The 24,255-nt window shown below is 61.0% G+C and carries 23 protein-coding genes; 12 read left to right on the top strand and 11 right to left on the bottom strand.

The genetic code is table 11. The features are described from left to right. Positions 1 to 18 precede the first annotated feature (18 nt). The 7 genes from ACP7BX_RS23570 to ACP7BX_RS23600 form a co-directional block, all read right to left on the bottom strand. Positions 19 to 480 carry a RidA family protein gene (locus tag ACP7BX_RS23570; RefSeq protein WP_426127564.1) on the bottom strand — a complete coding sequence of 154 codons (462 nt, stop codon included), beginning with the start codon at positions 478 to 480 and terminating at the stop codon, positions 19 to 21. Further along, entirely contained in the window at positions 477 to 1,361 is an 885-nt protein-coding gene (locus tag ACP7BX_RS23575; RefSeq protein ID WP_426127562.1) for a PhzF family phenazine biosynthesis protein, read from the bottom strand. Before ACP7BX_RS23575 ends, ACP7BX_RS23570 begins: the two co-directional genes overlap by 4 nt. Continuing rightward, complete coding sequence (locus ACP7BX_RS23580) at positions 1,358 to 2,398, bottom strand: ABC transporter substrate-binding protein (RefSeq protein WP_426127560.1); 1,041 nt, start codon at positions 2,396 to 2,398, stop codon at positions 1,358 to 1,360. The genes ACP7BX_RS23575 and ACP7BX_RS23580 overlap by 4 nt, the downstream gene beginning before the upstream one ends. 24 nt (positions 2,399 to 2,422) lie before the next feature. Further along, positions 2,423 to 3,187, bottom strand: a complete 765-nt coding sequence (locus ACP7BX_RS23585) for an ABC transporter permease (protein WP_016976714.1) — start codon at positions 3,185 to 3,187, stop codon at positions 2,423 to 2,425. After that, positions 3,184 to 4,002, bottom strand: a complete 819-nt coding sequence (locus tag ACP7BX_RS23590) for an ABC transporter ATP-binding protein (protein ID WP_016976715.1) — start codon at positions 4,000 to 4,002, stop codon at positions 3,184 to 3,186. Before ACP7BX_RS23590 ends, ACP7BX_RS23585 begins: the two co-directional genes overlap by 4 nt. A gap of 134 nt (positions 4,003 to 4,136) precedes the next feature. Beyond that, positions 4,137 to 4,940, bottom strand: coding sequence for an AraC family transcriptional regulator (locus ACP7BX_RS23595; protein ID WP_314527582.1), 804 nt, complete (start codon positions 4,938 to 4,940; stop codon positions 4,137 to 4,139). Between the two features lie 85 nt (positions 4,941 to 5,025). Continuing rightward, on the bottom strand, positions 5,026 to 5,994 hold the full coding sequence (locus tag ACP7BX_RS23600; protein ID WP_426127557.1) for a hypothetical protein: 969 nt from the start codon (positions 5,992 to 5,994) through the stop codon (positions 5,026 to 5,028). 175 nt (positions 5,995 to 6,169) lie between these two features. Between ACP7BX_RS23600 and ACP7BX_RS23605 the strand changes: the two genes are divergently transcribed. Together ACP7BX_RS23605 and ACP7BX_RS23610 are read left to right on the top strand one after the other, a co-directional pair. Beyond that, positions 6,170 to 7,660 (top strand): PAS domain S-box protein, encoded by a 1,491-nt coding sequence (locus tag ACP7BX_RS23605; protein ID WP_426127555.1) that lies wholly within the window; start codon positions 6,170 to 6,172, stop codon positions 7,658 to 7,660. Between the two features lie 107 nt (positions 7,661 to 7,767). Continuing rightward, a complete protein-coding gene (locus tag ACP7BX_RS23610; protein ID WP_071489650.1) occupies positions 7,768 to 8,040 on the top strand; it encodes a DUF1652 domain-containing protein in 273 nt (90 codons plus the stop codon). Here ACP7BX_RS23610 and ACP7BX_RS23615 read toward each other — a convergent pair. The 3 genes from ACP7BX_RS23615 to ACP7BX_RS23625 form a co-directional block, all read right to left on the bottom strand. Continuing rightward, positions 8,003 to 9,196, bottom strand: coding sequence for an MFS transporter (locus ACP7BX_RS23615; protein ID WP_314527570.1), 1,194 nt, complete (start codon positions 9,194 to 9,196; stop codon positions 8,003 to 8,005). The two genes, ACP7BX_RS23610 and ACP7BX_RS23615, sit on opposite strands and share 38 nt — an antisense overlap. A 77-nt stretch (positions 9,197 to 9,273) precedes the next feature. After that, positions 9,274 to 9,582 (bottom strand): RcnB family protein, encoded by a 309-nt coding sequence (locus ACP7BX_RS23620; protein WP_033902066.1) that lies wholly within the window; start codon positions 9,580 to 9,582, stop codon positions 9,274 to 9,276. A gap of 112 nt (positions 9,583 to 9,694) precedes the next feature. Beyond that, on the bottom strand, positions 9,695 to 10,153 hold the full coding sequence (locus ACP7BX_RS23625) for an REP-associated tyrosine transposase (RefSeq protein ID WP_177114634.1): 459 nt from the start codon (positions 10,151 to 10,153) through the stop codon (positions 9,695 to 9,697). Between the two features lie 311 nt (positions 10,154 to 10,464). Here ACP7BX_RS23625 and ACP7BX_RS23630 point away from each other — a divergent pair, with 311 nt between their 5' ends. The 4 genes from ACP7BX_RS23630 (at position 10,465) to ACP7BX_RS23645 (ending at position 15,522) form a co-directional block, all read left to right on the top strand. Continuing rightward, positions 10,465 to 11,022: a helix-turn-helix domain-containing protein gene (locus ACP7BX_RS23630; protein ID WP_177114632.1), complete on the top strand. Its 558-nt coding sequence runs from the start codon at positions 10,465 to 10,467 to the stop codon at positions 11,020 to 11,022. A gap of 11 nt (positions 11,023 to 11,033) precedes the next feature. After that, entirely contained in the window at positions 11,034 to 12,380 is a 1,347-nt protein-coding gene (locus ACP7BX_RS23635; protein WP_426127551.1) for a glutamine synthetase family protein, read from the top strand. Between the two features lie 34 nt (positions 12,381 to 12,414). Next, complete coding sequence (locus ACP7BX_RS23640) at positions 12,415 to 13,530, top strand: DNA alkylation repair protein (protein WP_426127549.1); 1,116 nt, start codon at positions 12,415 to 12,417, stop codon at positions 13,528 to 13,530. A 132-nt stretch (positions 13,531 to 13,662) separates the two neighbouring features. Then, positions 13,663 to 15,522, top strand: a complete 1,860-nt coding sequence (locus ACP7BX_RS23645; RefSeq protein WP_426127547.1) for a DUF3857 domain-containing transglutaminase family protein — start codon at positions 13,663 to 13,665, stop codon at positions 15,520 to 15,522. Positions 15,523 to 15,546: 24 nt separating this feature from the next. Here ACP7BX_RS23645 and ACP7BX_RS23650 read toward each other — a convergent pair whose 3' ends face one another. Next, positions 15,547 to 16,437, bottom strand: a complete 891-nt coding sequence (locus tag ACP7BX_RS23650) for a LysR family transcriptional regulator (RefSeq protein ID WP_314527553.1) — start codon at positions 16,435 to 16,437, stop codon at positions 15,547 to 15,549. A gap of 129 nt (positions 16,438 to 16,566) precedes the next feature. Here ACP7BX_RS23650 and ACP7BX_RS23655 point away from each other — a divergent pair, with 129 nt between their 5' ends. From ACP7BX_RS23655 to ACP7BX_RS23680, 6 genes are all read left to right on the top strand, one after another. Then, positions 16,567 to 18,213 carry a GMC family oxidoreductase gene (locus ACP7BX_RS23655; protein ID WP_426127545.1) on the top strand — a complete coding sequence of 549 codons (1,647 nt, stop codon included), beginning with the start codon at positions 16,567 to 16,569 and terminating at the stop codon, positions 18,211 to 18,213. Positions 18,214 to 18,278: 65 nt separating this feature from the next. Continuing rightward, on the top strand, positions 18,279 to 19,904 hold the full coding sequence (locus ACP7BX_RS23660) for an MFS transporter (protein ID WP_426127543.1): 1,626 nt from the start codon (positions 18,279 to 18,281) through the stop codon (positions 19,902 to 19,904). 133 nt (positions 19,905 to 20,037) lie between these two features. Then, positions 20,038 to 21,987: a DNA topoisomerase III gene (locus ACP7BX_RS23665; protein ID WP_426127541.1), complete on the top strand. Its 1,950-nt coding sequence runs from the start codon at positions 20,038 to 20,040 to the stop codon at positions 21,985 to 21,987. 129 nt (positions 21,988 to 22,116) lie between these two features. Then, complete coding sequence (locus tag ACP7BX_RS23670) at positions 22,117 to 22,557, top strand: CBS domain-containing protein (RefSeq protein WP_016977364.1); 441 nt, start codon at positions 22,117 to 22,119, stop codon at positions 22,555 to 22,557. An 8-nt stretch (positions 22,558 to 22,565) separates the two neighbouring features. Next, positions 22,566 to 23,411, top strand: a complete 846-nt coding sequence (locus ACP7BX_RS23675; RefSeq protein ID WP_426127538.1) for an NAD-dependent protein deacetylase — start codon at positions 22,566 to 22,568, stop codon at positions 23,409 to 23,411. Positions 23,412 to 23,882: 471 nt separating this feature from the next. Continuing rightward, the gene (locus ACP7BX_RS23680; protein WP_033902055.1) at positions 23,883 to 24,212 is read left to right on the top strand and encodes a hypothetical protein; all 330 of its coding nucleotides are present in this window, start codon (positions 23,883 to 23,885) and stop codon (positions 24,210 to 24,212) included. Positions 24,213 to 24,255 lie beyond the last annotated feature (43 nt).

A 24,255-nucleotide genomic window follows, 5' to 3' on the forward strand; every position in this document is an offset into this window, starting at 1 on the left:
GAGGTGAGTGCCGATCTGTCATCCCGTCGTTTTGATAACGGCGGTGACTTCCAATTCCAGCATGCCGCCGCTGGGCAACCCCGCCACGCCCACCGCCGACCGCGCATGCCGGCCCTGCTCACCGAACACATCAATCAACACCTGGGAAGCGCCGTCGACCACTTTGGAAAAACTCTGGAAACCCTCGCCGCCATACACAAACCCTCGCACAAACAGAATGCGCTCGACGTTCTCCAACCCTACCGCCTGATCCAGCACGCTCAAGGCGCGCATCGCACAGGTTTGACCAGCTTGTGTCACCCGCGCGGGCGAGGTCTGGTCCGTCACCGGTCCGCTGATCACGCCATCGCCCAGTCGGCAAACTTGTCCACTCACATAGGCCACACCCGCATGGATCGTCACCGGCACATAGTCACCCTTGGGGCCTGGCGCCTCGGGCAGTTGCAAGCCCAAGGCGGCGATACGTTCGCGAATACTCATGCGGGCTCCTCGACAAATTCCACATGCCCACCCAACCAGCACCCCTGCACCTGCCCTGCCGCATCATGACGAAAGCGCAGCGAAATCTGCGAAGGCCGCCCCATCGCGCGGCCTTGGCGGATGTATACCGGACGATCGTCATCGGTCACCAAGCCGTTTTCCAACAGACCAAAGGACAACGCTGCCGCCGCGATACCGGTGGCGGCGTCTTCCGGGTAACCCGACGACTTGGGGAACTGCCGCGCATCAAACTGGCGGCCTTCAAGGTCCGACGGCGCGTAGGGATACAACCCGGTAGAGCCGATGCGCTCACACAGTTGCTCCATGCGACGGAAGTCCGGTTTGAGGCTGTCCAGCACCGCCACGCTTTTGAGCGCAACCAGTGTTTTGACGCGGCTGGTGCGGGCGTTCTGAATCGGCAACGGCGCCAGTTCATTGGACGTGATGCCCAACACCGACAGAATTTCGGCCTCCACCTGCGGGTCGCTCAAGGTCTCAACCTGCCCCTTAGGTTGGCTGATTTCCACTTGGATCTGTGGAGTGCCCGCATTGGCGATCTGAGCATCAACCCGCCCGCTCAACGTCCACAACGCCAGGCGCTCCTTGTGCAGCATGCCCAATTGATCCAGCAGCCAAATGGCGCCGACGGTGGCATGGCCGCACATTTCCATCTCATGGTTGGGCACCCAGAAACGCAGGGCAAAATCGAAATCGCTGCCGGCCGGTGCGGCAAACACAAAGCCGCATTCATGCCCGTAATCCCGGGCGACTTGCTGCATATCGACATCACTCATGCCGTCGGCCAGCGCCACAGTGGGCGCCGGATTGCCGCCACGCGCAGTGGCGGGAAATACATTGACCAGATGAACCTCGGGCGTCATTTCGCCTCTCCCTTGAGGGTGGAAACAGTCGGCGCCACGGCGTCGACGATGGTGTTGGTGTAGACCTGCTGCGGGTCGAGTGTCACCGGATCATTCTCGACGGCGTTCATGAAGCTGATGTTCTTCTCGACACCGTCTTTTTCGATCCGTGGCGTGGCCGGGTAGGACGGCAACGAAGCCGTCCAGGCGGCATCAAAAATCGCTGCATCGGTGTGGGCGAAGTACGGGCGCACCGACTCGCGGGCCTTGTCCGGTTTGCTGGCGATCAGGTGTTCGGCTTTCCAGATTGCGCGCACCAGTTTCTCGGCGGTTGCCTTGTTGCTGCTCAACCAGTCCTCGCGGGCGATCATCGCGGTGAACAGGAAGCCGTCCAAGGGTTTGTATTCGCCTTTGGCCAGGTCCATCAGCACAAACCCGCCCTGCTGCGCCGCCGTGGTGACGGTGGGCGGCGACAGCGAGAAGCCGTTGATGCTGCCCTGGGAAAACGCCGCCAGCATGTTCGGCGCGCCGCCGATGGGCATGATGGTGAAGTCCTTGTCCGGGTTCAGGCCGGCGTCCTTGGCCAGGTAGCGCACCAGCATGTCAGTGGTGCTGCCGGGGCCAGTCACGCCGATCTTCAAGCCTTTGAGGGCCTGGGCACGCGCCGAGATGGGCGACGCGGCCGACACCCCAGCCTTGCGCGCCGACTCGCCATCGATCACCACGGTGCTGCCGAATTGGGTCTGCACGGCGGCAAACGCCTGCACGTTCTGGCCCTTGGACCGCGCGCGCACTGCCACTGCAGGCAGGCCGACGTAGGCATCGGCATCGCGGCCGAGCACGGCCGTCAACGCTGCCGAGCCGCCTTTTTGAAATACGATCACTTCCACATTCAGGCCTTCTTCGGCGAAGTAGCCCTGCTTCTGTGCGACGTAGATCGGCACATACAGAAAGCCTTCGCTGGGGAATGCCAGGGTGACCTTGGTGAGGTCCTGAGCCTGGGCGGCGGGCAGGAAGGCAACGCACAACAGACCGGCAATCACAAGACGCTTAAGCATGATCAAGCTCCAAACCAGAGGGGGTTAAACCGCGACTTCACGTTCCGCTTCATTGGCTTTCCACGGCATCAGCTTGCTTTCAGCCAGCTTCACCGCCGTGTTCAGGATCAGCGCCAGGGCAATGATCCCCACCAGCGCGGCAAACACGCCGGCGGTGTCGAACTGCGAGGCCGCATCCGACAGCAGATAGCCCAGGCCACGGTTGGCCGCGATGATCTCGCCCACCAGCGCGCCGATCAGCGCATAGGGCACCGACAACCGCAGGCCGGTGAACACCCAGGTGAAGGCCGAGGGGATCACCACCATGGTCAGCAGGTCACGTTCCTTGGCGCCCATCAGGCGCAGGATGGTCAGTTGCTCGCGGGACACATTGCGCACGCCGCTGTAGGTGTTGAGGAACACCAGGAAGAACACCACTGCGGCGGTGAGGATGACTTTCATCGGCAGACCGATACCGAACCAGAGGATGAACAGCGGCGCCAGCGCCACTTTCGGCAGGCTGTAGAACGCGGTCAAAAACGGATCGAGGATGTCAGCCAGCAACTTGGCGCGGCCCAATACAAGGCCTGCGATCAAGCCCGCGAGGGAACCGAAGAAAAAGCCCAGCACCGCCTCCAGGGTGGTGATGCCGGCATGGTAGAAAAACACCCCATTGAGCAGGATTTTCCACAGACTCTGGGCCACGGCCGAAGGGCGGCTGATGAAGAATTCCACGCCAAACCAGCGCGACACGCCTTCCCACAACAGCATGAGGAACACCAGGAACAGCAAGCGATAAACCTGGATCATACGACCTCCAGCGAGTGAGCCAATGAAGAAGGGTCAGCGGCGCCGGCAACGTCGGGCGCCAGGCGTTTCCACAGTTCGGCGCAGAGTTCCACGTAGCGTGGATCGGAGCGCAGTTGCACCAGGTTGCGTTCACCGGTCAGGGGGATATCGAGCACATGGTCGATGGTGCCGGGGCGACCGGCGAACACCACGCAGCGGTCGGCCAGGGCGATGGCTTCATCGACATCATGGGTGACGAACAGCACGGTCTTGTTGAGTTTGCGGCACAGGCGCAGCAATTCGGTCTGCAAGGTCAGGCGCATCTGCGCGTCGAGGGCGCCGAAGGGTTCGTCCATCAACAAAGTTTCCGGGTCGCTGGCCATCAAGCGCGCCATGGCCGCGCGTTTGCGCATGCCGCCGGAAAGCTGGTTGGGGTAGCTCTCGCCGAAACCGGTGAGGCCCACCAGCGCCATCAGCTCCTCAACCCGCGCCTCGATCTCGGCCTTGGGCACGCGGCGAATCTGCAGCGGCACCGCGATGTTGCCCGCCACCGTGCGCCAAGGCAGCAGGTGATCGGCCTGGGTCATGTAGCCGACCCGGGTGTTGACGCCTTTGACCTCAGCACCGTCGTAATGCACCACGCCCTCGGTAGGGCCGAACAGCCCGGCTGTCATGTTGAGCAAGGTGGACTTGCCACAGCCCGAAGGGCCGACCAGGGTGATGATTTCGCCGCGCTGGACCTCCAGCGACACATTGCGTACGGCCACAAACTGACGGCCCTCGACTTTGAAGCTTTTTTGCACGCCTGAAAAACGGATAAAGGGTTTTGCGCTCACCGCCCCTCCTCGTCCGGTACGCCGGACTTGTTTGTTGTTGGTGAGCAGAGGATGAACGGATGACAGATTTGTGGCGCACGGGATCGGGCCGGATCATGCGCGGGATTGGGACAAGGGGAATAGGAGGTCTGAGGTTAACCGCGCCGCCACTCATCCGGCGACACGCCCAGCACCCGCCGAAACACATGGGCCAGGTGCGACGGCGATTCATAACCGACGTTATTGGCAATCTCCAGCACCGACAGGCGTGTGTGCCTCAGCAGGGTCTGCGCCCGCTCCAGGCGCAGCCGTTGCACGTAAGCCAGCACCGTCTCGCCGGTGTGCAGCGCAAACAGCCGGGTCAGGTGCCGACGCGACATATGGAACACCGCCGCAATCTCATCCAGCCCCGGCGCGTGCTCAAGGTTGCCTTCCACATAAGCCTTCACGTCGCGCACCAGCATCGCGCCGTGGCGCTCGGTAGACGAGCGCTGCAGGCTCGGCTGGCTGAGGGAAACCGCCAGGCATTCGAGCAGCAGCAAGTGATCGGCCTGGGCCAGTTGGCGACGGCGATCGACATAGGGGTCGGGTTGACTGAAGGCCTTTTTCGCCAGCAGCAAATGGTGCAGCGGCGCCGAGGTTTGCCAGATGCCCAGGGTGGGCACGCGCAGCAAGCGGTTGGCATCGCCGGACAGGTCACGCAGGGCGTAGCGCATATAGTCGGGGTCGACATAGAACGCCAGGTGGCCCTGGCTGGCCGTGAGTGACGATGAGGAATGGCTGCACTGCGGCGGCACCAGCACGAACTGGCGTTCGATCACCGAAGTGGTGCGCCCGCTGTCTTCGTCCTTGAAACGCAGCAAGCCGTGCTCGGGCACCATCAGCATGAACTCGTCATGGGCATGGGCCCCGGTTTCATAGGCGCCATTGGAATTGAAGACGCTGTAGATATCACGCATCGCCAGGCACTGCCGGTGGGTGTTGGAGTGCTGACACTAGCATGTTTGGTGCCAGCGAAAAGCAGCGTCCTTGCTGCAAACCTCGTTAAGCCAACGGCACTCGACGCGTGGTCAGGGCCATGCGCCCCACCAGGAAGCTCAACGCTGCGCCCAGCAGCAACATCGCCAAGGTGCCCCACGCCGCGCGGGAGAGCTGTTTGGCGGCCACTTCGCCGGCTACACGGGCTTTCTGCTCGGCCTGCTGCTTCAGCTCATCGACCTTTTGCATGGCTTGTTGATAAGCCTGGGCGTAGTTGTCGACGATCTGCGTGGCTTCTTCTTTGCTCTTGCCCGTACGCGCAGCAACAATGTTGACCAGCGCGTCTTTATCCGCAGCATTCAACGCAGGTTCACCGGACGCCTTGACGCGTTCGAACCACTGCTTCAACTGATCGCCCGCCTGGGCCGGATTTGTCGCCGCATCGGTGGCGGTCTGTTTGCCATCGGCGGCGGCCTGATCGGTTTTCTGTTCGACATTGGCCGGGTCCAGCTCAGGCTTGCCGCTTTGCTTGAGCAAGGTGTCGAGCTCGCCTTGCAGGCTGTTCCAATCCAGCTGGATGCCCTGCTCGTTCAGTTGCTGCTTGACGCTGTCGCCAATCCCCGGCGCTGCCGCCGCGATGCCGCTACCGGCAGCCGACAGGCCCTTACCCACCACATTGCCGGCCGTGCCGACCACACTGGCTGCCAGCCCGGCCAGCAACCAGGTGGTGAGCAAGGTGGTCAGCGTCCAAGTGAGTACGCCGTGCAGGCCACCGCGATCCGGCGCGGTCCGTCCCGCCACAAAGGCCCCCACGCCGATTGCCACCAACGTCGAGACAAACAGCCAGATCCCGGCGCCCGTACCGAAACCGCTGAGCGGGTTGCCGGCTTGCATCGGGTCGACAGCGCTGGCACCGATGGCCGTTCCCAGCACACTCAGCACCAGGTAGGTCACCAGGGCAATTGCACTACCGGCCAGCACGGAACTCCAGGACACGCGAAACAGCGAACGGTTGGTTTCATAGACAGTGGTCATGTTCGATCCTTTGACAGTGATTGACTGTTTCAGTCTGGCGAGACGGCTGCTTGCCGTCCCCGCTCAAATGCACCAGGCCATCTGGTGCATTCGCACCCCGTATCGCGGATTGCCTCTGCACTATCCTGAAGTGCGGGTGTCGTACTTCCCATGCGCCCAAAACCCCGGAGAACCTATGACCCAGGACGTTCTAGCCAAAGAAACCAACCGTCGCCAACTGCAGCAGATCATCTCCGGGCTGTCCGACGGTGTGATTCTGGCCGAGATCGATCAAACCATTCTCTGGGCCAACGAGGCGGCACTCACCATGCATGGAGTGGGCGACGTGATGGGGCTAGGCGCCGATGGCCAGCAATATGCCAAGCGTTTCGCCTTGCGCTACCGCAACAACCACCCCGTGCAGCCGGACAACTACCCCCTGGCCCGAGCCGCCGCGGGCGATGAGTTCAGCGACGTGGTGGTAGAAGTCACGCCCACCGCCGATGAAGAGAAAACCTGGGTCCACCGCCTGCGCAGCCTGGTGATCACCGACTCCCGTGGTGAACCGGAGTTGCTGGTGCTGATCCTCAGCGACGCCACCGAATGGGCCAGCGCCGAACAACGCTTCGAAAAAACCTTCAACGCCAACCCGGCGCCGGCGGTGATCTGTCGCCTGAGTGACTTGCGCTACATCAAGGTCAATCAGGGTTTCCTGGAGATGACCGGCTACAACCGCGACCAGGTCATCGGTAAATCCGTCTATGAGCTGGACGTGCTGGAGCAGGCCGAGCGCAAGGACCTGGCCATCCAGCGCCTGGGCGAAGGCGCGACCATCCCGCAAATGCAGGCCGAGCTGCGACTTCCCGAAGGCGGCAGCAAACTGGTGATCGTTGCCGGCCAGCCGTTGGACATGAACGAAGAGGACTGCATGCTGTTTTCGTTCATGGACCTGGAGCCCCGGCGCAAGGCAGAAATCGCCCTGCGCCAGAGTGAGGAGCGCTTCGCCAAATCCTTCCGTCTCACGCCCGTGCCGACCCTGGTGTGCAGCGCCGGCAACCGCCAGGTGGTGGACATCAACGAAGCCTTCATGAGCATTACCGGCTATATCAGTGAAGAACTGATCGGCAAGTCCATCGAAGACATCGACTTTATCGACAGCCCCCAGGCGGGCGCGCAGTTGTTTGCCACCCTGGAAAAAGCCGGCAACCTCGACGGCCAGGACCTCAAGGTGCGCAAGAAAGGCAACGAAGTGATCGACTGTGTGGTGTCCGCCGACACCGTGATCATTGAGGACGTGCCGTGTTACCTGCTGGTGATGATGAACATCACCGAACGCAAACGCTCCGAGCTGGAGTTGGTGGCGGCCATCGAGGAAGTGATGCAGGACGCCTCCTGGTTCAGCCAGACACTGATCGAAAAACTTGCCAACGCCAAGAGCGTCAACAGCCCCAACCAGCCGAACATCGCGTTTACCGACCTCACGGCCCGTGAACGCGATGTCCTGGGTTTGATCTGTGAAGGCCTGGCCGACAAAGAGATCGCCTCGCGCCTGAAACTGGCGCCCAATACCGTGCGTAACCATGTGGCTACGGTGTACTCGAAATTGGGGGTGCACAGCCGCAGTGCAGCGATCGTTTGGGCCCGTGAACGCGGGCTGTTCGCCGGGGAATTGCGCCTTAAAAAATAGGCTTAAAAAGTGCAAATGCACTAGTGCCTCTAGTGCGAATTCGCCTTATTGCAGCGCAAAGCACGCCATAACCTTTAAGCATCGAACTTATGCCTGAAGGAACCCGCATGTTTACCCTCTCTCAACTGCGAAATTGCATCGAAGAAGGCCTGTCGCCGCTGACGTGCGAGTTCACCCTGTGCCGGGACGCATCCCTGACACTCAAGGTCTACGACGCCGAAACCGGTCGAGTGGATCTGGTAGTGACCGGGATCAGCACCAACCGGCTGCAGACCCCGCAAGAAGTGGAAAAGATGGTGGAAGAACTGCGTTACGAACTGCAGAGCAACACCATGGGCAAGCTCACGCTGGATGACTTGCCTTCAACGACGCCCCAATGAAATAAAACACCCCGCCGCCCACGATGAACGCCCCCAGCATGTAGAACATGTAGTGGGCCGGCAGGCTGGCCAATACCAGCCCACACAACACCGGCCCCAACGCGGCGCCCAGGTTGGACAGGTTCTGTGCCCCGTAATACATGCCGCGCAGATGGTCCGGGGCGATCCGGTCGATGAACATGTACTCGGCCGGAAACACGATGATCTCCCCCACCGTGAACACCGCCATCGCCAGCACCCACCACAACACGCTGGTGGACAGCGCGAACCCGATGACTCCGAGCATGAACATGCCCAGCCCCGCGATCAGCCACTGGCCCAGGTAGCGGTGCGAAATGCGCCGCCCAATCACATACTGCAAGGCAATCACCAGCACCGCGTTGGTGGTCAGTACGGCGCTGACCACGGTGTAGGTGTATTCGGCGGTCGTGGTGGTCACCAGGTACTGCGACAGCCACGCGGTGAACTGGCCGAACACCACGGCACTGAGCACGCCGCCGAGGGTAAAGCACACCAGGCGATGATCGCTTAAAAGCACTCGGCCGACGGCCAGGAATGGCACCGGTTTTTGCGTGGCATCCACGGTGGCCAGGGTACGGTCACCCCAGCGCCAATACAGCAGGAAAAACCCCACCCCCAACAGCGCCGACAGAATAAACGGCAGGCTGATATCCCATTTGGCAATTATCGCCCCGAAAAAAGGCCCGACGGCATACCCGATATTGGTCAGGGTGTACTTGATGGAAAACACTTCGCTGCGTGCATCTTCGGGCAACAGGCTGGCAAAGCCAGCTTTGACGGCGATATCGATCACCGCATAAGCCAGGTTGATCAGGATCAGGCAGCTGTAGAACGCCCAGATGTTCTGCGCCAGCACCGTGCCGATAAAACCCAGCACAAACAGCACGCTTAAGGCCAGCAATAGCCGGTAGCTGTTGATGCGGTCTACGAGGAAACCGCCGTACACACTGAGCAACGAACCGACGATCAGCGAACTGCCGATCACCAGGCCGACCTGAGTGATATCAAGGGCAAAGTGGCGGGTGAGGTAAATCACCAGGTACGGAAACGTGATGGCTTTGGCCAGCGTGAGCAGCAACGTGGCGGACAGCAACAGGTTAACGGTGCGAGGGTAGTTTCTTATTGTGGCAAGCATCCTGCTCTCTTTCCTTGAAGGTAACGCGACCTTTTCAGCCGGCTACCTTAACTCAGGAACAGGGCAGGAATACAAGGTCATTTCTTGACGGGAGTGATCTCAAGAATGGTGCCGTTGGTTGTCTTGAGCAGCACAAACCTATCGCCCACCCGCGCCCACTGGCTGTCTTCTTCAGGCTGCTTGAGGCCGCGTTTCTTCCAGTCACTGACGGCCGACTCCTTGCGCATCAAGATATCGGGCGCGCGATCGCCTTCTTTCAAGTCACGGGTGTTGATGTTCGAAGGTTGCACGGTTTCCTGAGGGGTATCACCGGCTTGCACGATGAAGCTGGCGGTGGACAGGCTGGTAGCGACCAGCAGCGAGGCGATCAGGGATTTTGACTTCATGGGTGCTCCTTCAATGAATGATGCTTACCCAAGTTCGGACCGCTGCCGCGCATGATCATTCAATCCACCTGTGGCTAGGGAGTTTGCTCCCTTGCCACAGGTGAATTGGCCTTCATAACCAGGCGGCGTCCCAGAGTGGGTAGTCGCCTATGCGCGCCACCAAACCCGCTCGCAAGGGGTTACCGATGATGTAGCGTGCGATGGGAATAAGGTCTTCCTCGGCACGTGCTGCACGGTCATGGTATCCACTCTGCCAAAAAGCGCCCTGTGTGCCACAGGCTCGATTGATCGCCAGCGTACTCCTCGATTTCACCCTCTGTATAACCTGGGGCAACGATGCATCCCGTAACTCAAACAGCCAATGGAAATGGTCCGGCATGATGACCCATGCGAGGGATTCAACCCAGCCGAGGTCATGGGCCTGTTTGAGCTCTGCCACCAGTAACCGCCCCAGATAAAAGTCGGTAAATACTGGCCGGCGTTGGTAAACCACTGCGGTCACCAAATAGGCACGGCCTGTTTCTGAATAGCGACCACGACGCAACAGATGAGAGTTGGGCTTCTGAAGCAACTCACTGCTCCTGTGAATGGATAAGAGATCAATTCAAGCTAGCAGTCACCGCCCATCTTTCTGCTCAGTTCAATTTCCTCATATTTCACCCCCCATTGTGGCGAGGGAGCTTGCTCCCGCTGGGCTGCGCAGCAGCCCCAAAAAACTTCACCGTGAACGCCCTGAACTAACGCGGCGATTGAATTGGGGCCGCTTCGCGGCCCAGCGGGAGCAAGCTCCCTCGCCACAGGGGATTCAGCAATGGCAGATAACTCGTTGCCTCGGTGAAATAAATCCTGTAATTTTTCATGAAATTTATCGAAATAAATTTCATGACACCCCAAGAAGAACTTGCCACCCTCGCCGCGCTGATTCACGACCTGCGCAAGCACAAGAAGCTCACCCTGGCCCAGCTCGCGCAAAGGATCGAGCGTTCCGTGGGCTTCCTGTCCCAGGTCGAGCGCGGCCTGTCGCGCCCGACCGTGGCGGACTTGACCGCTATCAGCCACGCCCTCGACGTGCCCACCACGTATTTCTACAGCCAGCCCAAACCCAAGGCCGTGGACTGGATCACCCGCCCTAACGAGCGGCGCACGGTGTATTACGCCAATGGCATCACCGACATCCTCGTCTCACCGAGCATGAACGGCGCCTTTTCGATGCTCGACAGCCTGTTGGCACCGGGTGCCAACAGCGGTGAACAAACCATGAGTGACCGTGCAGAACAGGCCGGTTTTGTGCTGGAAGGCGAGTTGACCTTGTGGGTTGAAGGTGAAGCCGACTCGGTCACCCTCGGCCCTGGCGACAGCTTTCACCTGGCCAGCTTCGCCCATTGCCGCTACGCCAACCTGACCGACCTGCCCGCCCGCGTGTTGTGGGTTTACAACTAGGAGCTGCACCCGTGAAAAGCCAAGCCTGCACGTTACTGGCCGAAGTACGGACCTTTCGCCAGAACCATCCCGACGTGCGTTATGTCGACTTGATCGCCCTGGACATTCCGGGGCACTTCTACGGCAAGCGCTACCCCATCGAGATGCTGGAAAAAGTCGCCGCCGGCAGCCCGCTGAAGCTGCCGCAGAACGCCGTGCTGCTGGGGGTTCAGGGCGGGCTATTCAAGATTGGCGACTATTGCTTCAACGACGGCGACCCGGATGCCAACCGCCGCCTGGTGCCTGGTACGCTCAAGCCAGTGAGCTGGGAGTCGCAACCCCTGGGCCAGATGCTGATCACCTCGGACGGCACCGAAGCGCCCATCGAATTCGAACCCCGCGAAGTGCTGGCCAAGGTGCTGGAGCGCCTGCACCACAAGGGCATCCACCCGGTGGTGGCTTTTGAATTGGAGTTCTACCTGTTCGACAAAAAGCTCGACAACGGCCTGCCGCAATTCGCCCGCGACCCAATGAGCGATGACGCCGACGACCAGCCCAACCTGCATATCGAACGGCTGTCACGCTTCAGCGAAGTGCTGGATGACATGGCGCAAACCGCCAAGGACCAAGGCATCGATATCACCGTGATCACTGCCGAGATAGGCCCTGGCCAGTTCGAGATCAACTTCGGCCACCTCGACGACGGCCTGCGCGCCGCCGACTGGGCCGCCCTGTTCTGCCGCAGCACCCGTGGCGTGGCGCTCAAGCATGGCTATCGCGCCAGCTTCATGGCCAAGCCGTACCTGCAATACCCCGGCAGTGGCATGCATGTGCATGTCAGCCTGTATGACGGCGCGGGCAATAACCTGCTGGCAGCGCACCAACAGCAACCGTTGCGCCACGCCGTGGCCGGTTGCCTGGAGTTGCTGCCCCACTGCATGCCGATCTTCTCGCCGAACCACAACGCCTTCCGCCGCCTGGGCGGTACGGTCAACGCCGCCACCCGCGCCAGCTGGGGCTTTGAAGACCGTGACGCGTGCGTGCGCATTCCCGAATCCGACCCACGCAACCTGCGCATCGAGCACCGGCTGGCCAGTGCCGATGCCAACCCGTACCTGGTGCTGGCGGCGATCCTCGTCGGCCTGGAACACGGCTTGGAAGCCAAACGCGAACCCATCGCCCCGCTGAACGAAGACCGCAGCAGCGGAACCGACTTCCCGCTGGACATGCTCGACGCCGTGCGTGCCATGCAGCATCAAGCGGTATTGCGCGATAAGCTGGGCGCCGAATTTGTCGACGTGTACTGCGAAAACAAACGCCAGGACCACCTGGCCTTCCAACAAGAGATCAATGCGCGGGAATACCGCTGGTTTCTCTAACCGCCACTTTCTCTAACCGCCACCGGAATCACCGATGACCGACCAAAGCGCCCCGGCCCTCAAGGAAATCTTCAACGTCGAACGCTTGCAACACATCGCCGATGAAATGACAGCGGTGTACCCGGCGTTCGACGCCAAGGGCTTCCTCAAGCATGCCAAGGCCGGGTTGGCCGAGTTGTCGGTGATGCAGCGCATGGCACGGGTCAGCGAAAGCCTGCACGCGGTGATCCCGCTGGATTATCCGCAGACCCTCAAGTTGCTCCATGCCCTGGCGCCGCGCCTGAACAGCGCGTTTGTCAGCCTGTTCCTGCCGCACTTCGTGGCGAGTTACGGGCTGGATGATTTCAAGCGCTCCATGGCCGCGCTCAAGTACTTCACCACCTTTGGCTCCGCCGAATTCGCCATCCGCCACTTTTTGCTGCACGACTTCCAGCGCACATTGGCGGTGATGCAAACCTGGTCACTGGATGACAACGAACACGTGCGCCGCCTGGCCAGCGAAGGTTCGCGTCCGCGCCTGCCTTGGTCATTCCGCCTGGCACAGGTGCAGGCCAACCCCGAGCTGTGCGCGTCGATCCTCGACAACCTCAAGGCCGACAGCAGCCTCTATGTGCGCAAGTCAGTGGCCAACCACCTCAATGACATCACCAAGGACCACCCGGACTGGGTGCTCAACCTGATCGAGGGCTGGAACCTGGATAACCCGCACACTGCGTGGATCGCCCGCCATGCCTTGCGCAGCCTGATCAAGCAAGGCAACACCCGTGCGCTGACGATCATGGGCGCCGGCGCCAAGGCCGAGGTGAAGATCCACCATCTGAAGGTCACACCGGCGGTGATCAACCTGGGCGAACGCATCAACCTGTCCTTCAGCCTGGAGTCCACCTCTGCCGCGCCACAGAAACTGGTGGTGGACTACGCCATCGACTACGTGAAAAGCGCCGGCCACAGTGCCGCGAAAGTGTTCAAGCTCAAGGCGTTTACCCTCGGCGCGGGTGAGCATCACAGCATTCGGCGTGAGCAACATATCCGCGAGTTGACCACGCGTAAGCATTACCCCGGCAAGCATGTCGTGCATGTGCTGATCAACGGCGAGAAGCTCGCCAGCGCCGACTTCGAACTGCGAAACGACTGGCACAACTCAAATTAAAGGCTCTAAACCGGGCCTTTCAGCTCTATAAATTGTCGAACAATCCTGGCTTTCTCAGTTGCGAGCCATTATCATCAAGCGCCTTCTCGCTACCCGTCGGGTAGCTGTTTCAATGTGTCACCCGAGGCGCCCATGTACCGTTTTTCGTTTCACCGCCCCCTGATCGCCATCAGCCTGGGGCTTGCTGCTCCTGGCGTGTTTGCCGCGCTGCAACCCCTGGCCGAAGCACCGCTGGCCAGCGACACCGAGCTGCACTGCCACTTCAACCGCGACGCCAGTACCGACTGCACCACCACCTACCGCTATACGATTCTCAAGCCGAGCGGCCGCGAAATGCTTTCGCGCATCGACTTCGATTATTCCGAAGGCGACACCTTTGAAGTGATCAGTGCACAGTCCACCCAGCCCGGCGCCAAGCCGGTGGCGCTGGACGCGACGCAGATCGACACCCGCACCGCGCCCAACCCGGACCAGGGCTTCAGCCGCAACAAACAGACCTCGCTGGCCTTCCCCAACCTGCGCGTCGGTACGCAGATTCGCTACACCGTACGCGAACACCACGCCGCCAAGCCCTTGATGACCCAGTTTCACTACGTGCTCAAGTTCGGCGCCAGCCCGGCGCGGCGCGACCGATTCAAGGCGCGGTTTACCGCAGAGCGACCGATACAGTGGCGCAGCGAACTGTTCGAGGGTTTCAGCGTAACGCCGTCGCAAAATGGCAAGACCCTGGACGTGGTGCAAAAGGCTCCGACCTACCTCAATTACATCAACGAAGCCTCTAACGCCGCGTTGCTGCGCATCCCGCGTATCGAGGTAGGCAGTGCTCTGGAGCGCCAGGCGTACTTCGGGGCGTTCGCGCAGCGCTACAACCAGATCCTCGGGGCCAACCTGCCGTCGCAAAGTGCTGCTGCCGTGATCGCCGTGCGCGGTTTGGCGCCGGCTGAACAGGTCGCCGCGTTGATGCAGCACATCAACGATCACTACCGCTACTTGGGTGATTGGCGGGCGACAGAGCGCGGCTATGTGCCCTTCAACCTCGCTGAAATCGAACAGCACGGTTATGGCGACTGCAAGGACCTGGCAATCCTGCTGACCGCCTTGCTCAAGGCCAGTGGCATCAAGGCCGAAACAGCGTGGGTCAGCCGTGGCGATGTGGTGGAGTCACTGTTGATCCCAGGCACCCAGGCGCCGAACCATGCCATCGTGCGCGCCGAAGTGGACAGCCAGGTGTGGTGGCTGGACCCGACCAACCCGGTGTTCGCCCCCGGCCAGGTCATGCCCGATATCCAGGACCGCTGGGTGCTGGTCAACGACGCCCAGGGACAGGTGCGCGAGGAACATATCCCGCTTGAAAGCCCCGAAACCACCCTGCGCCTGGACAAACAGGTGCACTACGACAAACAAGGCGATGGAGCGACCCAGGCCACGATCACCTTCAGTCGTCTGCCGCTGATGCAACTGAGCGTCGCCGACCGCCAGCAAGGCAGCACCGCCACCGACCAGGACATCTGCGCCAACTTCGGCAACGAGATCAGCGACTGCCAGATCACCCGCCCGGCCACCGGCTTTGTGGTGCATGACGGCTATACAGTCACGGCCAAAATGAATGATCAACGTGCGCTGGAAAAGCTGGCGACTGACTACGTATATAGCGATGAATCGCTCAAGGGTCGTTGGGATGGTTTTATCAACTACCGCCGCCAAGGGCAGCAGGCCGAGCTAGATCTGGGCAACCCGCAAACCCATGACTACCGCATCACCCTGAGCGGCGGGCGGATGGAAAAAGCCATCCCGGGTTGCCAGGTGCGTTCACCGTGGTATGACTTGGATCTGCAGGGTTCGCAAGAGAATGGCGGGCTGCGTTATCACTATCGCCTGAGCCAGAAGGTGCGTTGGTTGAGCCGTGATGAGATTGTCAGCAAGGCGTTCGGAAAAATGATCGAGGATGCACGGGCTTGCGCGGAGCAGGTGCATCAGGTGGTAAAACTCTAACCCCTCTGTTGGGCAGGCCTGGCATCAGGCCTCGCCCAGCAACAACCCCTGCTCCCGCGCGCACAACTCCACCACGTAATCCCACAACACCCGCAGCCGTACCGATTTGTGCAACTCCCGGCGCGAGCTGATCCAGTAGCTGCGCTGGATCCCTTCCCCCGGCAGCAATGGCACCAAGTCCGGATCGCCCGACGCCATAAAGCACGGCAACACCGCAATCCCCAACCCGGAGCGCGCCGCCTGGTGCTGGGCGATCACGCTGGTGCTGTGGAACACCACCTTGGGGTTGCGGCAGAAGCTGCTGAGGAATTTGAGTTCCTGGCTGAACAGCAAGTCGTCTACATAATCGATCCACGCGTGCGCGGCGAGGTCTTCGCGTTTTTCGATCGGTGGGTTGCGCTCCAGGTAGGCACGGCTGGCGTAGAGGGCCAGGCGGTAGTCGGTGAGTTTGCGCGTGACCAGTTGATCGACGCTGGGGCGTTCGAGGTGGATGCTGATCTCCGCTTCGCGGTTGAGAATGCTGACAAAGCGCGGCACCGCCACCAGTTCCACTTCCAGTCCGGGGTAGCGATCAAATAGCCCACCCATGCGACTGGCCAGGAACATCACGCCCAAGCCCTCGGCCACGCCGAGGCGGATCTTGCCCAGGGGCGCGGCGGAGTGGGTCAGTTCGTCTTCAGCCAGCAGCGCGACGTTTTCCATGGCTTCGGCGTGCTTGAGCAAGGCCTCGCCGGCGGGCGTCAACTCGTAGCCCTGCGCGTGCTGCACGAACAGAGCAGTGCCGAGGCTTTTCTCGATCGCCTCGATGTGCCGCGCAACGGTGGCGTGGGTGGTTTTCAGGCGTTGCGCGGCAGTGAGCAGGCGGCCGCTGCGCTGCAGCTCCAGAAAGTACCGCAGGTCGTTCCAGTCGAACATGACGCCTCCATTGCATGAAACTCGACCACGCTGTTTAAAAACGCACAGCAGCTGGGTAAAAACTAACATTTTTAAGACGAAAACTAACAACTAGGATGGAGCCAATAAGAAAAACAAGCGAGGCCTCAGATGCCCATTGCAACTGCTGAATACGATTACATCGTCGTAGGCGCCGGCCCCGCGGGCTGCCTGCTGGCCAATCGACTGTCCGCCAACCCCGCTCACCGCGTGCTGCTGCTTGAAGCTGGCGGCCGCGACAACTACCCCTGGATCCACATTCCCGTCGGCTACCTGTTCTGCATCGGCAACCCACGCACCGACTGGTGTTTCAAGACCGAAGCCCAGGAAGGCCTGCAAGGCCGTGCGTTGAGTTACCCTCGGGGCAAGGTGCTGGGCGGCTGCTCGTCCATCAACGGCATGATCTACATGCGCGGCCAGGCCCAGGATTACGACGGCTGGGCGGCAGAAGGCAACGCAGGCTGGGCCTGGAAAGACGTGCTGCCCCTGTTCAAGCAAAGCGAAAACCATTTTGCCGGCGGCTCGGAGTTCCACAGCGACGGTGGCGAATGGCGCGTCGAACAGCAGCGCCTGCACTGGCCGATCCTCGATGCCTTCCGTGATGCGGCGGCGCAGAGCGGCATTGCCACCCTCAACGACTTCAACACGGGCGACAATGAAGGCTGCGGCTACTTCCAGGTCAACCAGAAGGCCGGCGTGCGCTGGAATGCGGCCAAGGCGTTCCTCAAGCCGGTCCGCCAGCGCCCCAACCTCACGGTGCTGACCGAGGTGGAGGTCGACCGCGTACTGCTGGAAAACGGCCGCGCCTCCCAGGTGATCGGGCGCCAGCAAGGCCAGCAGATGAGCTGGAAGGCACGCAAGGAAATCGTGCTGTGCGCCGGCTCCGTAGGTTCACCGGGCATTTTGCAGCGTTCGGGAATCGGTCCGTCCAGCGTGCTCAAACCCTTGGGCATCGACGTCCTGCATGAACTGCCGGGCGTTGGTGGCAACCTGCAGGACCACCTGCAACTGCGGCTGATCTACAAACTGGAAAACGCGCGCACCCTCAACCAGATCGCCGGCACGCTATGGGGCAAGATGGGCATGGGCCTGCGCTACCTGTATGACCGCAGCGGCCCATTGTCGATGGCGCCCAGCCAGCTCGGCGCATTTGCCCGCTCGGGTCCGGAACAGACCTCGGCCAACCTCGAATACCATGTGCAGCCACTGTCACTTGAGCGCTTTGGCGAACCGCTGCACGCCTTCCCGGCGTTTACCGCATCGGTCTGCGACTTGCGCCCGCAAAGCCGGGGGCGAATCGACATTCGCTCGGCCAACCCGGCGGATGCACCGTTGATCCGCCCCAATTACCTGAGCCACCCGGAAGACTTGCGGGTGGCCGCCGACGCGATCCGCCTGACACGCCGCATTGTTGCCGCACCCGCCCTCAGCCAGTTCAAACCGGTGGAATATCTGCCGGGGGATTCGCTGCAAACCGAGGACGAATTGCACGAAGCCGCCGCGCGCATCGGTACGACCATCTTCCATCCGGTCGGCACCTGCCGCATGGGCAGCGATAAAGATGCGGTGGTGGATGCGCAACTGCGGGTGCATGGCGTGCCGGGCTTGCGCATTGCCGATGCGTCGGTCATGCCGCGCATCACGTCCGGAAATACCTGTTCACCGACGCTGATGATCGCGGAAAAGGCCGCGCAGCTGATCCTTTCGCCGAATACAAGGAGTCTCGCCCCGGAGAAAGAACTGGTTCATGCAATCTGAATAGCGGCGCCAGACCTGGCGCCGACAGTGGAACAACAATAAATAATCACTGTGAGGGCTACCCGATGTCAGAACATGCTCAACCCCTGGGCTCGGCGGTCAACGCCGCCGTTACCCGCAACGACTCAAAGAAGGTCATCTTCGCCTCGTCCCTGGGGACGGTGTTCGAGTGGTATGACTTTTTCCTCTATGGCGCCCTCGCGGCGGTGATCAGCAAGCAGTTCTTTGCCGGGGTCAACGACACCACGGCGTTCATCTTTGCCTTGATGGCCTTTGCGGCCGGCTTTGTGGTGCGGCCGTTCGGCGCGCTGGTGTTTGGCCGCCTGGGCGACATGATCGGACGCAAATACACCTTCCTCGTCACCATCATCTTGATGGGCGTGGCGACCTTCTGTGTCGGGCTGTTGCCGACTTACGCGAGCATCGGCATTGCGGCGCCGATCATCCTGATCGTGCTGCGCATGCTGCAAGGCTTGGCGCTGGGCGGTGAATACGGCGGCGCAGCAACCTACGTGGCGGAACATGCGCCCGCCGGCAAACGCGGCTTCCACACCAGCTGGATTCAATCCACCGCAACCCTCGGCCTGCTGCTGTCACTGCTGGTGGTGTTGGCCTGCCGTTACTTCACCGGTGACCAGTTCGAAGTGTGGGGCTGGCGTATTCCGTTCCTGTTCTCCATTGTGCTGCTGGGTATTTCCACGTGGATTCGCATGAGCCTGCATGAGTCGCCAGCGTTCCTGAAAATGAAAGAGGAAGGCAAGTCCAGCAAGTCGCCGATCCGCGATTCGTTCGGCAAATGGGAAAACCTCAAAATTGTGCTGATCGCGCTGTTCAGCATCAACGGCGGCCAGGCGGTGACCTTCTACGCCGCGCAGTTCTATGTGCTGTTCTTCCTCACCCAGTTCCTGAGGATGGACCCGGCCCTGGCCAACATGCTGTTGATCATCAGCGTGGTAATCGGCGCGCCGTTCTTTATCTTCTTTGGCTGGCTGTCGGACAAGGTGGGCCGCAAGCCGGTGCTGATGCTCGGCCTGCTGCTGGCCACCGCGCTGTACTTCCCGATCTTCAAGAGCCTGGCGCACTACACCAACCCGGCGATGGACCAGGCCAGCAACCAGGCCCCGATCACCGTGCTGGCCGACCCGGCCACCTGCACCTTCCAGTTCGACCCGGTGGGCAAGGCCAAATTCGACAGCCCGTGCGACAAGGTCAAGACCTTCCTGGTCAAGCAGGGCCTGCCCTACAGCAGCGCCGCCGCACCGGCCGGCAGCCCGGTGCAGGTAAGCGTGGGCGACGTGCGAATCGACGGGTTTGACGAAAAAGCCCTGCGCGGCGCCGTGACCCTGGCCGGTTATCCGTCTTCGGCGGATGTGGCCCAAGTCAACAAGACCATGGTGGTGGTGCTGATCGTGGCGCTGATCCTGATCGCCGCCATGTGCTACGGCCCGCTCGCCGCGTTGATGGTGGAGTTGTTCCCGACCCGCATCCGCTATACCTCGATGTCCCTGCCCTACCATATCGGCAACGGCTGGTTTGGCGGGTTCCTGCCGACCGTGTCGTTCGCCCTGGTGGTGTACACCGGCGATATCTTCTACGGCCTGTGGTACCCGGTGGTGGTGACCGGGGTGAGCCTGATCGTGGGGCTGTTCTGTCTCAAAGAAACGCGGCATGTGGATATTGATAACAACTGACTGAAGGCGCCCCCTTCCCTTACCGGACGGGGGCGCACACAAATTGCTGTATATCCATCCAGATAATGGTTGATCAAATCCCTTCTTTTGCCCATCCTGCTCTCCATTCGACGGTGTAACGAACGGGCTGAGCATGCGGCTGTACCTCTGTGAAAAACCTTCCCAGGCCAAGGATATTGCGGCCGTACTCGGTGCCAGTCGCCGGGGCGATGGCTGCTGGCTGGGCAATGGCGTCACGGTCACCTGGTGCATCGGCCACCTGCTGGAAACCGCCCCGCCCGACGCCTACGACGAGAAGTACAAGCGCTGGGTGCTGGCCGACCTGCCCATCGTCCCGGAAAAATGGAAGATGCGCGTCAAGCCCAAGACCGCCAGCCAGTTCAAGGCGGTCAAGCGTTTGCTGGGGGAAGCCCAGGAACTGGTGATCGCCACCGACGCCGACCGCGAAGGCGAGATGATCGCGCGTGAGCTGGTGGAGCATTGCCGCTATCGCGGGCCGATCCAACGGCTGTGGCTGTCGGCGCTGGACGACGCCTCCATCCGCAAGGCCCTGGCCGCCCTCAAGCCAGGCGCCGAGACCTTCAGCCTGTATCACTCGGCCTTGGGCCGTTCCCGCGCCGACTGGCTGATCGGCATGAACATGAGTCGCCTGTTTACCTTGCTGGGGCGCCAATCCGGTTATCAGGGCGTATTGCCTGTGGGTCGGGTGCAAACGCCGACGTTGCGCCTGGTGGTGGACCGCGACCGCAGCATTGCCGAATTTGTGCCGGTGGCGTACTGGGCCATCGATGTCGACCTGCGCCACAACGCCATGACCTTCACCGCCCAATGGCGTGCGGCCGAGGATGCCTGTGATGACCAGGGCCGCTGCCTCAACCCGCAACTGGCGCGAGACGCCGCCGACGCCATGCGCAACGCCGCCACCGCGCGGCTGGTCAAGCTGCGTACCGAACGCATGCGCGAAGTGGCGCCCCTGCCCTTCGACCTCGGCACCCTGCAGGAAATCTGCTCCAAGAAGCTCGGCCTCGGCGCCCAGGAAACCCTGGATATTGCCCAGTCGCTGTATGAAACCCACAAGGCCATCACCTACCCGCGCAGTGATTGCGGCTACCTACCGTTGAGCCAGCACAGCGACGCGCCGAAGATTCTCGCTGCGTTGGGGCGTGCTGATACGGCGGTGAATGAACTGATGCCGTATATCGACCCGCAGCGTCGCTCGCGGGCGTGGAATGACGCCAAGGTCAGCGCCCACCACGGCATCATCCCGACCGGCGCCGGCAAAGATGTAGGGCAACTCACCGGCAAGCACCGTGCGGTGTACACCCTGATTCGTGCGCGCTACCTGGCGCAGTTCCTGCCCAACCACGAATACGATCGCACCCAGGCGGACTTCGAGTGCGCAGGCCAAGCGTTGCGCGCAGTGGGCAAAGTGGTCATCGAACCGGGCTGGAAACGTGCACTGCCCGAAGCCCTCGCGCCAGCCAAAGGTCGCGAAGCGCCAGCCCCACAAGCGTTGCCGGCATTGGTGCAGGGCCAGGATTATGCCGTGGCCAAGGTCAACCTCAAGGACCTGTGGACCCAACCGCCCAAGCCCTTTACCGAAGGCGACCTGATCAAGGCAATGAAAAACGTCGCCAAGCTGGTGGAAGACCCGCTGCTCAAGCAAAAGCTCAAGGACACCACTGGCATCGGCACCGAAGCCACCCGTGCCGGCATCATCCAGGGCCTGCTGGACCGTGGCTACCTGGTGAAGAACGGCAAGGCGCTGTCGGCCACCCCGGCAGCGTTCAGCCTGATCGACGCCGTGCCCCGCGCCATCGCGGACCCTGGCACCACGGCCATCTGGGAGCAGGCGCTGGACATGGTGCAAAGCGGCGAAATGAGCCTGGAAGAATTCGTCGCCAAACAAGCGGCCTGGATGAGCAAGCAGGTGGCGCGTTGCAATGGCCTGCGCATGACCATCAGCGGCCCGGCCAGTCCGGCAGGACGCGGCGCCGCGCCATGGAAAAAGAAGCGCAAGAGCGCGCCACGCAAAACCACAGCCGCCCCCAAGCGGGCGAAAAAGCCGACAAATGCCGGGTAAAACCCGAAAAAATCCGGCGAATGACGTTTTTCGACGGGTTTAGCGCCGCTTTGGACCTTGCCGTGGCGCGGGCCGTCTAGGATTCTGTAAGGGGAGCCTGACTAACTAACAAAAACCGGAGTGGCCGCCATGAAAACCGTTGCACAAGTGCTCAAAGCCAAGGACCAGAAAAACCAGGAAGTCCATGTCATCAAACACGACCACACCGTGTTTGAAGCACTGGTCCGGATGTCGGAGAAAAACGTCGGGGCCTTGCCGGTCGTCCAGGATGGCGTGGTGGTAGGCATCATCAGCGAACGTGACTACGCCCGCAAAATCATGCTCAAGGGGCTTTCGTCGGTCACTACAAAGGTGCATGAGGTAATGAGCTCTCCAGTGATCACCGTCGACACCCATAAAAAGGTCGATGAGTGCATGAACATCATGACCGACAGTCACCTGCGCCACCTGCCGGTGGTGGAAGACGGCAAACTGCTGGGCCTGCTCTCTATCGGTGACTTGGTGAAAGAAGCCATTGCCGACCAGGCTGACCTGATCAAACAGCTGGAGCAGTACATCCGCGGCGAATAGGGGAACCCATGCTCGACACGCTGGAACATCAAGAGGACCACCTCGACACCCTGCACCGGGCAATGGCCGAACGGCGCTTTCTGGTGTTGACCGGTGCCGGGATCAGCACGTCGTCGGGCATTCCCGATTACCGCGACAGCGAAGGCGTGCGTCGGGGTAAGGCGCCAATGATGTACCAGGAATTCCTCGCCACCCCGCAGGCGCGCCGCCGTTACTGGGCGCGAGCGATGCTGGGGTGGCCGAGGGTCCGCATTGCACAACCGAACAAGGCGCACCTGGCGTTGGCGATGCTGCAACAACGCGAGCGCATCAGCGGGTTGATCACCCAGAACGTCGACACCCTTCACGATCAAGCCGGCAGCCACGACGTCATTGAACTGCACGGCAGCCTGCATCGAGTGCTGTGCCTGGATTGCCAGTTGCGCAGCCAGCGTGACGCGATCCAGCGGCAGATGGAAATCGACAACCCCTATCTGTCGCAAGTCCACGCGGTGCAGGCGCCCGATGGCGACACCCTGCTTGATCCCGCCTTTGAAGAACACTTCCAGGTCCCGCGTTGCCCCCACTGCAATGGCGAGCGATTGAAACCGGATGTCGTGTTTTTTGGCGAGAACGTAGCGCCGGCAACAGCGGCCAGGGCGATGGCTGCGGTAGAGCATGCCGAGGGGTTGCTGGTGGTGGGCTCGTCGCTGATGGCCTACTCAGCGTTTCGCCTGTGCAAGGCCATGGTCGAACAGGGCAAACCCGTCATTGCAATCAACTTGGGCAAGACCCGAGGGGATGAGCTGTTACAGGTGAAGATCGAAGCCGAGTGTGAGCGATTGTTGCCCTTGCTGACAGAGCGATTGGCCTGATATCTGCCTGACCTGCACCTCCAGAAAATGACGCCCAAGTCACGTTTTCCCGCATTCTCCCGTCCCCACGGCGATTTATGTAGTGATCAAAAATAATCACTACATAGCCGTTGACGTAACCTTTTTGTCCTTGCATTATCGAGACGTCTCCCGGATCGGGAGCGTTGGCAACAAGCGTTTTGAACAAGCTCGTCTGACCGCCGAGCTGTTTTTTCCGGATGTGCACTGCCCACAAGGCGGATTGATGAAGCTGACCGGCCCGAAGGGCTCGGTACAAGGCGCTCAAATGCGGCTTGTCTTCGTTATGAAAGCATTGCGTAGCAGTTCATCAGCAAGACTACATGCATCAGGTTCAAGACCCTGCCCGTATTCGGCAGACAGTCGCTGACGCCCGGTTTTCGCAACCGGAGACAACTAAAGATGTTTTAACGAACCAACTGATAGATCGCCAACTGGTCAAGGGGCTTACACATGAATCTGAACAACCAACCAACTATCGATGAATTGGCTGAGATGTTCGCAGCGCAGAAAGACACACTCGACGACCATATCCTGTGGATTGGCAAATCGGGCGAAGTGCAACTTGACTGCCTGGAGCCCAATACCGAAGAGGCTGAGTTCGACCGCAATCACCGTGAGCTGGCGGCACGCCTGAGGGTTTACCGTCGGGGCCAGGGTTATGTCGGCAAGAAAGCCGCCGCCGATCGCAACTTTATCGAGCAGGTATTCCACACACTTAATACCGAATGGCAGAACCTCAAAGGCCAATCGCACGTTAAAGTGATTGATAGATACTGCTGATAACACCGCCTTCAACATTTAAGCCCGCTTGTTCATTCAAGCG

Origin of the sequence: Pseudomonas sp. DWP3-1-3b3 (assembly GCF_049896305.1) — a bacterium.
GTDB classification, from domain to species: Bacteria; Pseudomonadota; Gammaproteobacteria; order Pseudomonadales; family Pseudomonadaceae; genus Aquipseudomonas; species Aquipseudomonas azotoformans_A.

Bases quoted from the DNA above. Each gene is read 5' to 3' on its own strand.
- ACP7BX_RS23595 (WP_314527582.1), bottom strand. From the start codon at position 4,940: ATGCGTGATATCTACAGCGTCTTCAATTCCAATGGCGCCTATGAAACC.
- ACP7BX_RS23610 (WP_071489650.1), top strand. From the start codon at position 7,768: ATGTTTACCCTCTCTCAACTGCGAAATTGCATCGAAGAAGGCCTGTCG.
- ACP7BX_RS23650 (WP_314527553.1), bottom strand. From the start codon at position 16,437: ATGTTCGACTGGAACGACCTGCGGTACTTTCTGGAGCTGCAGCGCAGC.
- ACP7BX_RS23670 (WP_016977364.1), top strand. From the start codon at position 22,117: ATGAAAACCGTTGCACAAGTGCTCAAAGCCAAGGACCAGAAAAACCAG.
- ACP7BX_RS23575 (WP_426127562.1), bottom strand. From the start codon at position 1,361: ATGACGCCCGAGGTTCATCTGGTCAATGTATTTCCCGCCACTGCGCGT.
- ACP7BX_RS23660 (WP_426127543.1), top strand. From the start codon at position 18,279: ATGTCAGAACATGCTCAACCCCTGGGCTCGGCGGTCAACGCCGCCGTT.
- ACP7BX_RS23640 (WP_426127549.1), top strand. From the start codon at position 12,415: ATGACCGACCAAAGCGCCCCGGCCCTCAAGGAAATCTTCAACGTCGAA.
- ACP7BX_RS23580 (WP_426127560.1), bottom strand. From the start codon at position 2,398: ATGCTTAAGCGTCTTGTGATTGCCGGTCTGTTGTGCGTTGCCTTCCTG.
- ACP7BX_RS23605 (WP_426127555.1), top strand. From the start codon at position 6,170: ATGACCCAGGACGTTCTAGCCAAAGAAACCAACCGTCGCCAACTGCAG.
- ACP7BX_RS23665 (WP_426127541.1), top strand. From the start codon at position 20,038: ATGCGGCTGTACCTCTGTGAAAAACCTTCCCAGGCCAAGGATATTGCG.
- ACP7BX_RS23630 (WP_177114632.1), top strand. From the start codon at position 10,465: ATGACACCCCAAGAAGAACTTGCCACCCTCGCCGCGCTGATTCACGAC.
- ACP7BX_RS23655 (WP_426127545.1), top strand. From the start codon at position 16,567: ATGCCCATTGCAACTGCTGAATACGATTACATCGTCGTAGGCGCCGGC.
- ACP7BX_RS23680 (WP_033902055.1), top strand. From the start codon at position 23,883: ATGAATCTGAACAACCAACCAACTATCGATGAATTGGCTGAGATGTTC.
- ACP7BX_RS23645 (WP_426127547.1), top strand. From the start codon at position 13,663: ATGTACCGTTTTTCGTTTCACCGCCCCCTGATCGCCATCAGCCTGGGG.
- ACP7BX_RS23615 (WP_314527570.1), bottom strand. From the start codon at position 9,196: ATGCTTGCCACAATAAGAAACTACCCTCGCACCGTTAACCTGTTGCTG.
- ACP7BX_RS23570 (WP_426127564.1), bottom strand. From the start codon at position 480: ATGAGTATTCGCGAACGTATCGCCGCCTTGGGCTTGCAACTGCCCGAG.
- ACP7BX_RS23620 (WP_033902066.1), bottom strand. From the start codon at position 9,582: ATGAAGTCAAAATCCCTGATCGCCTCGCTGCTGGTCGCTACCAGCCTG.
- ACP7BX_RS23585 (WP_016976714.1), bottom strand. From the start codon at position 3,187: ATGATCCAGGTTTATCGCTTGCTGTTCCTGGTGTTCCTCATGCTGTTG.
- ACP7BX_RS23600 (WP_426127557.1), bottom strand. From the start codon at position 5,994: ATGACCACTGTCTATGAAACCAACCGTTCGCTGTTTCGCGTGTCCTGG.
- ACP7BX_RS23675 (WP_426127538.1), top strand. From the start codon at position 22,566: ATGCTCGACACGCTGGAACATCAAGAGGACCACCTCGACACCCTGCAC.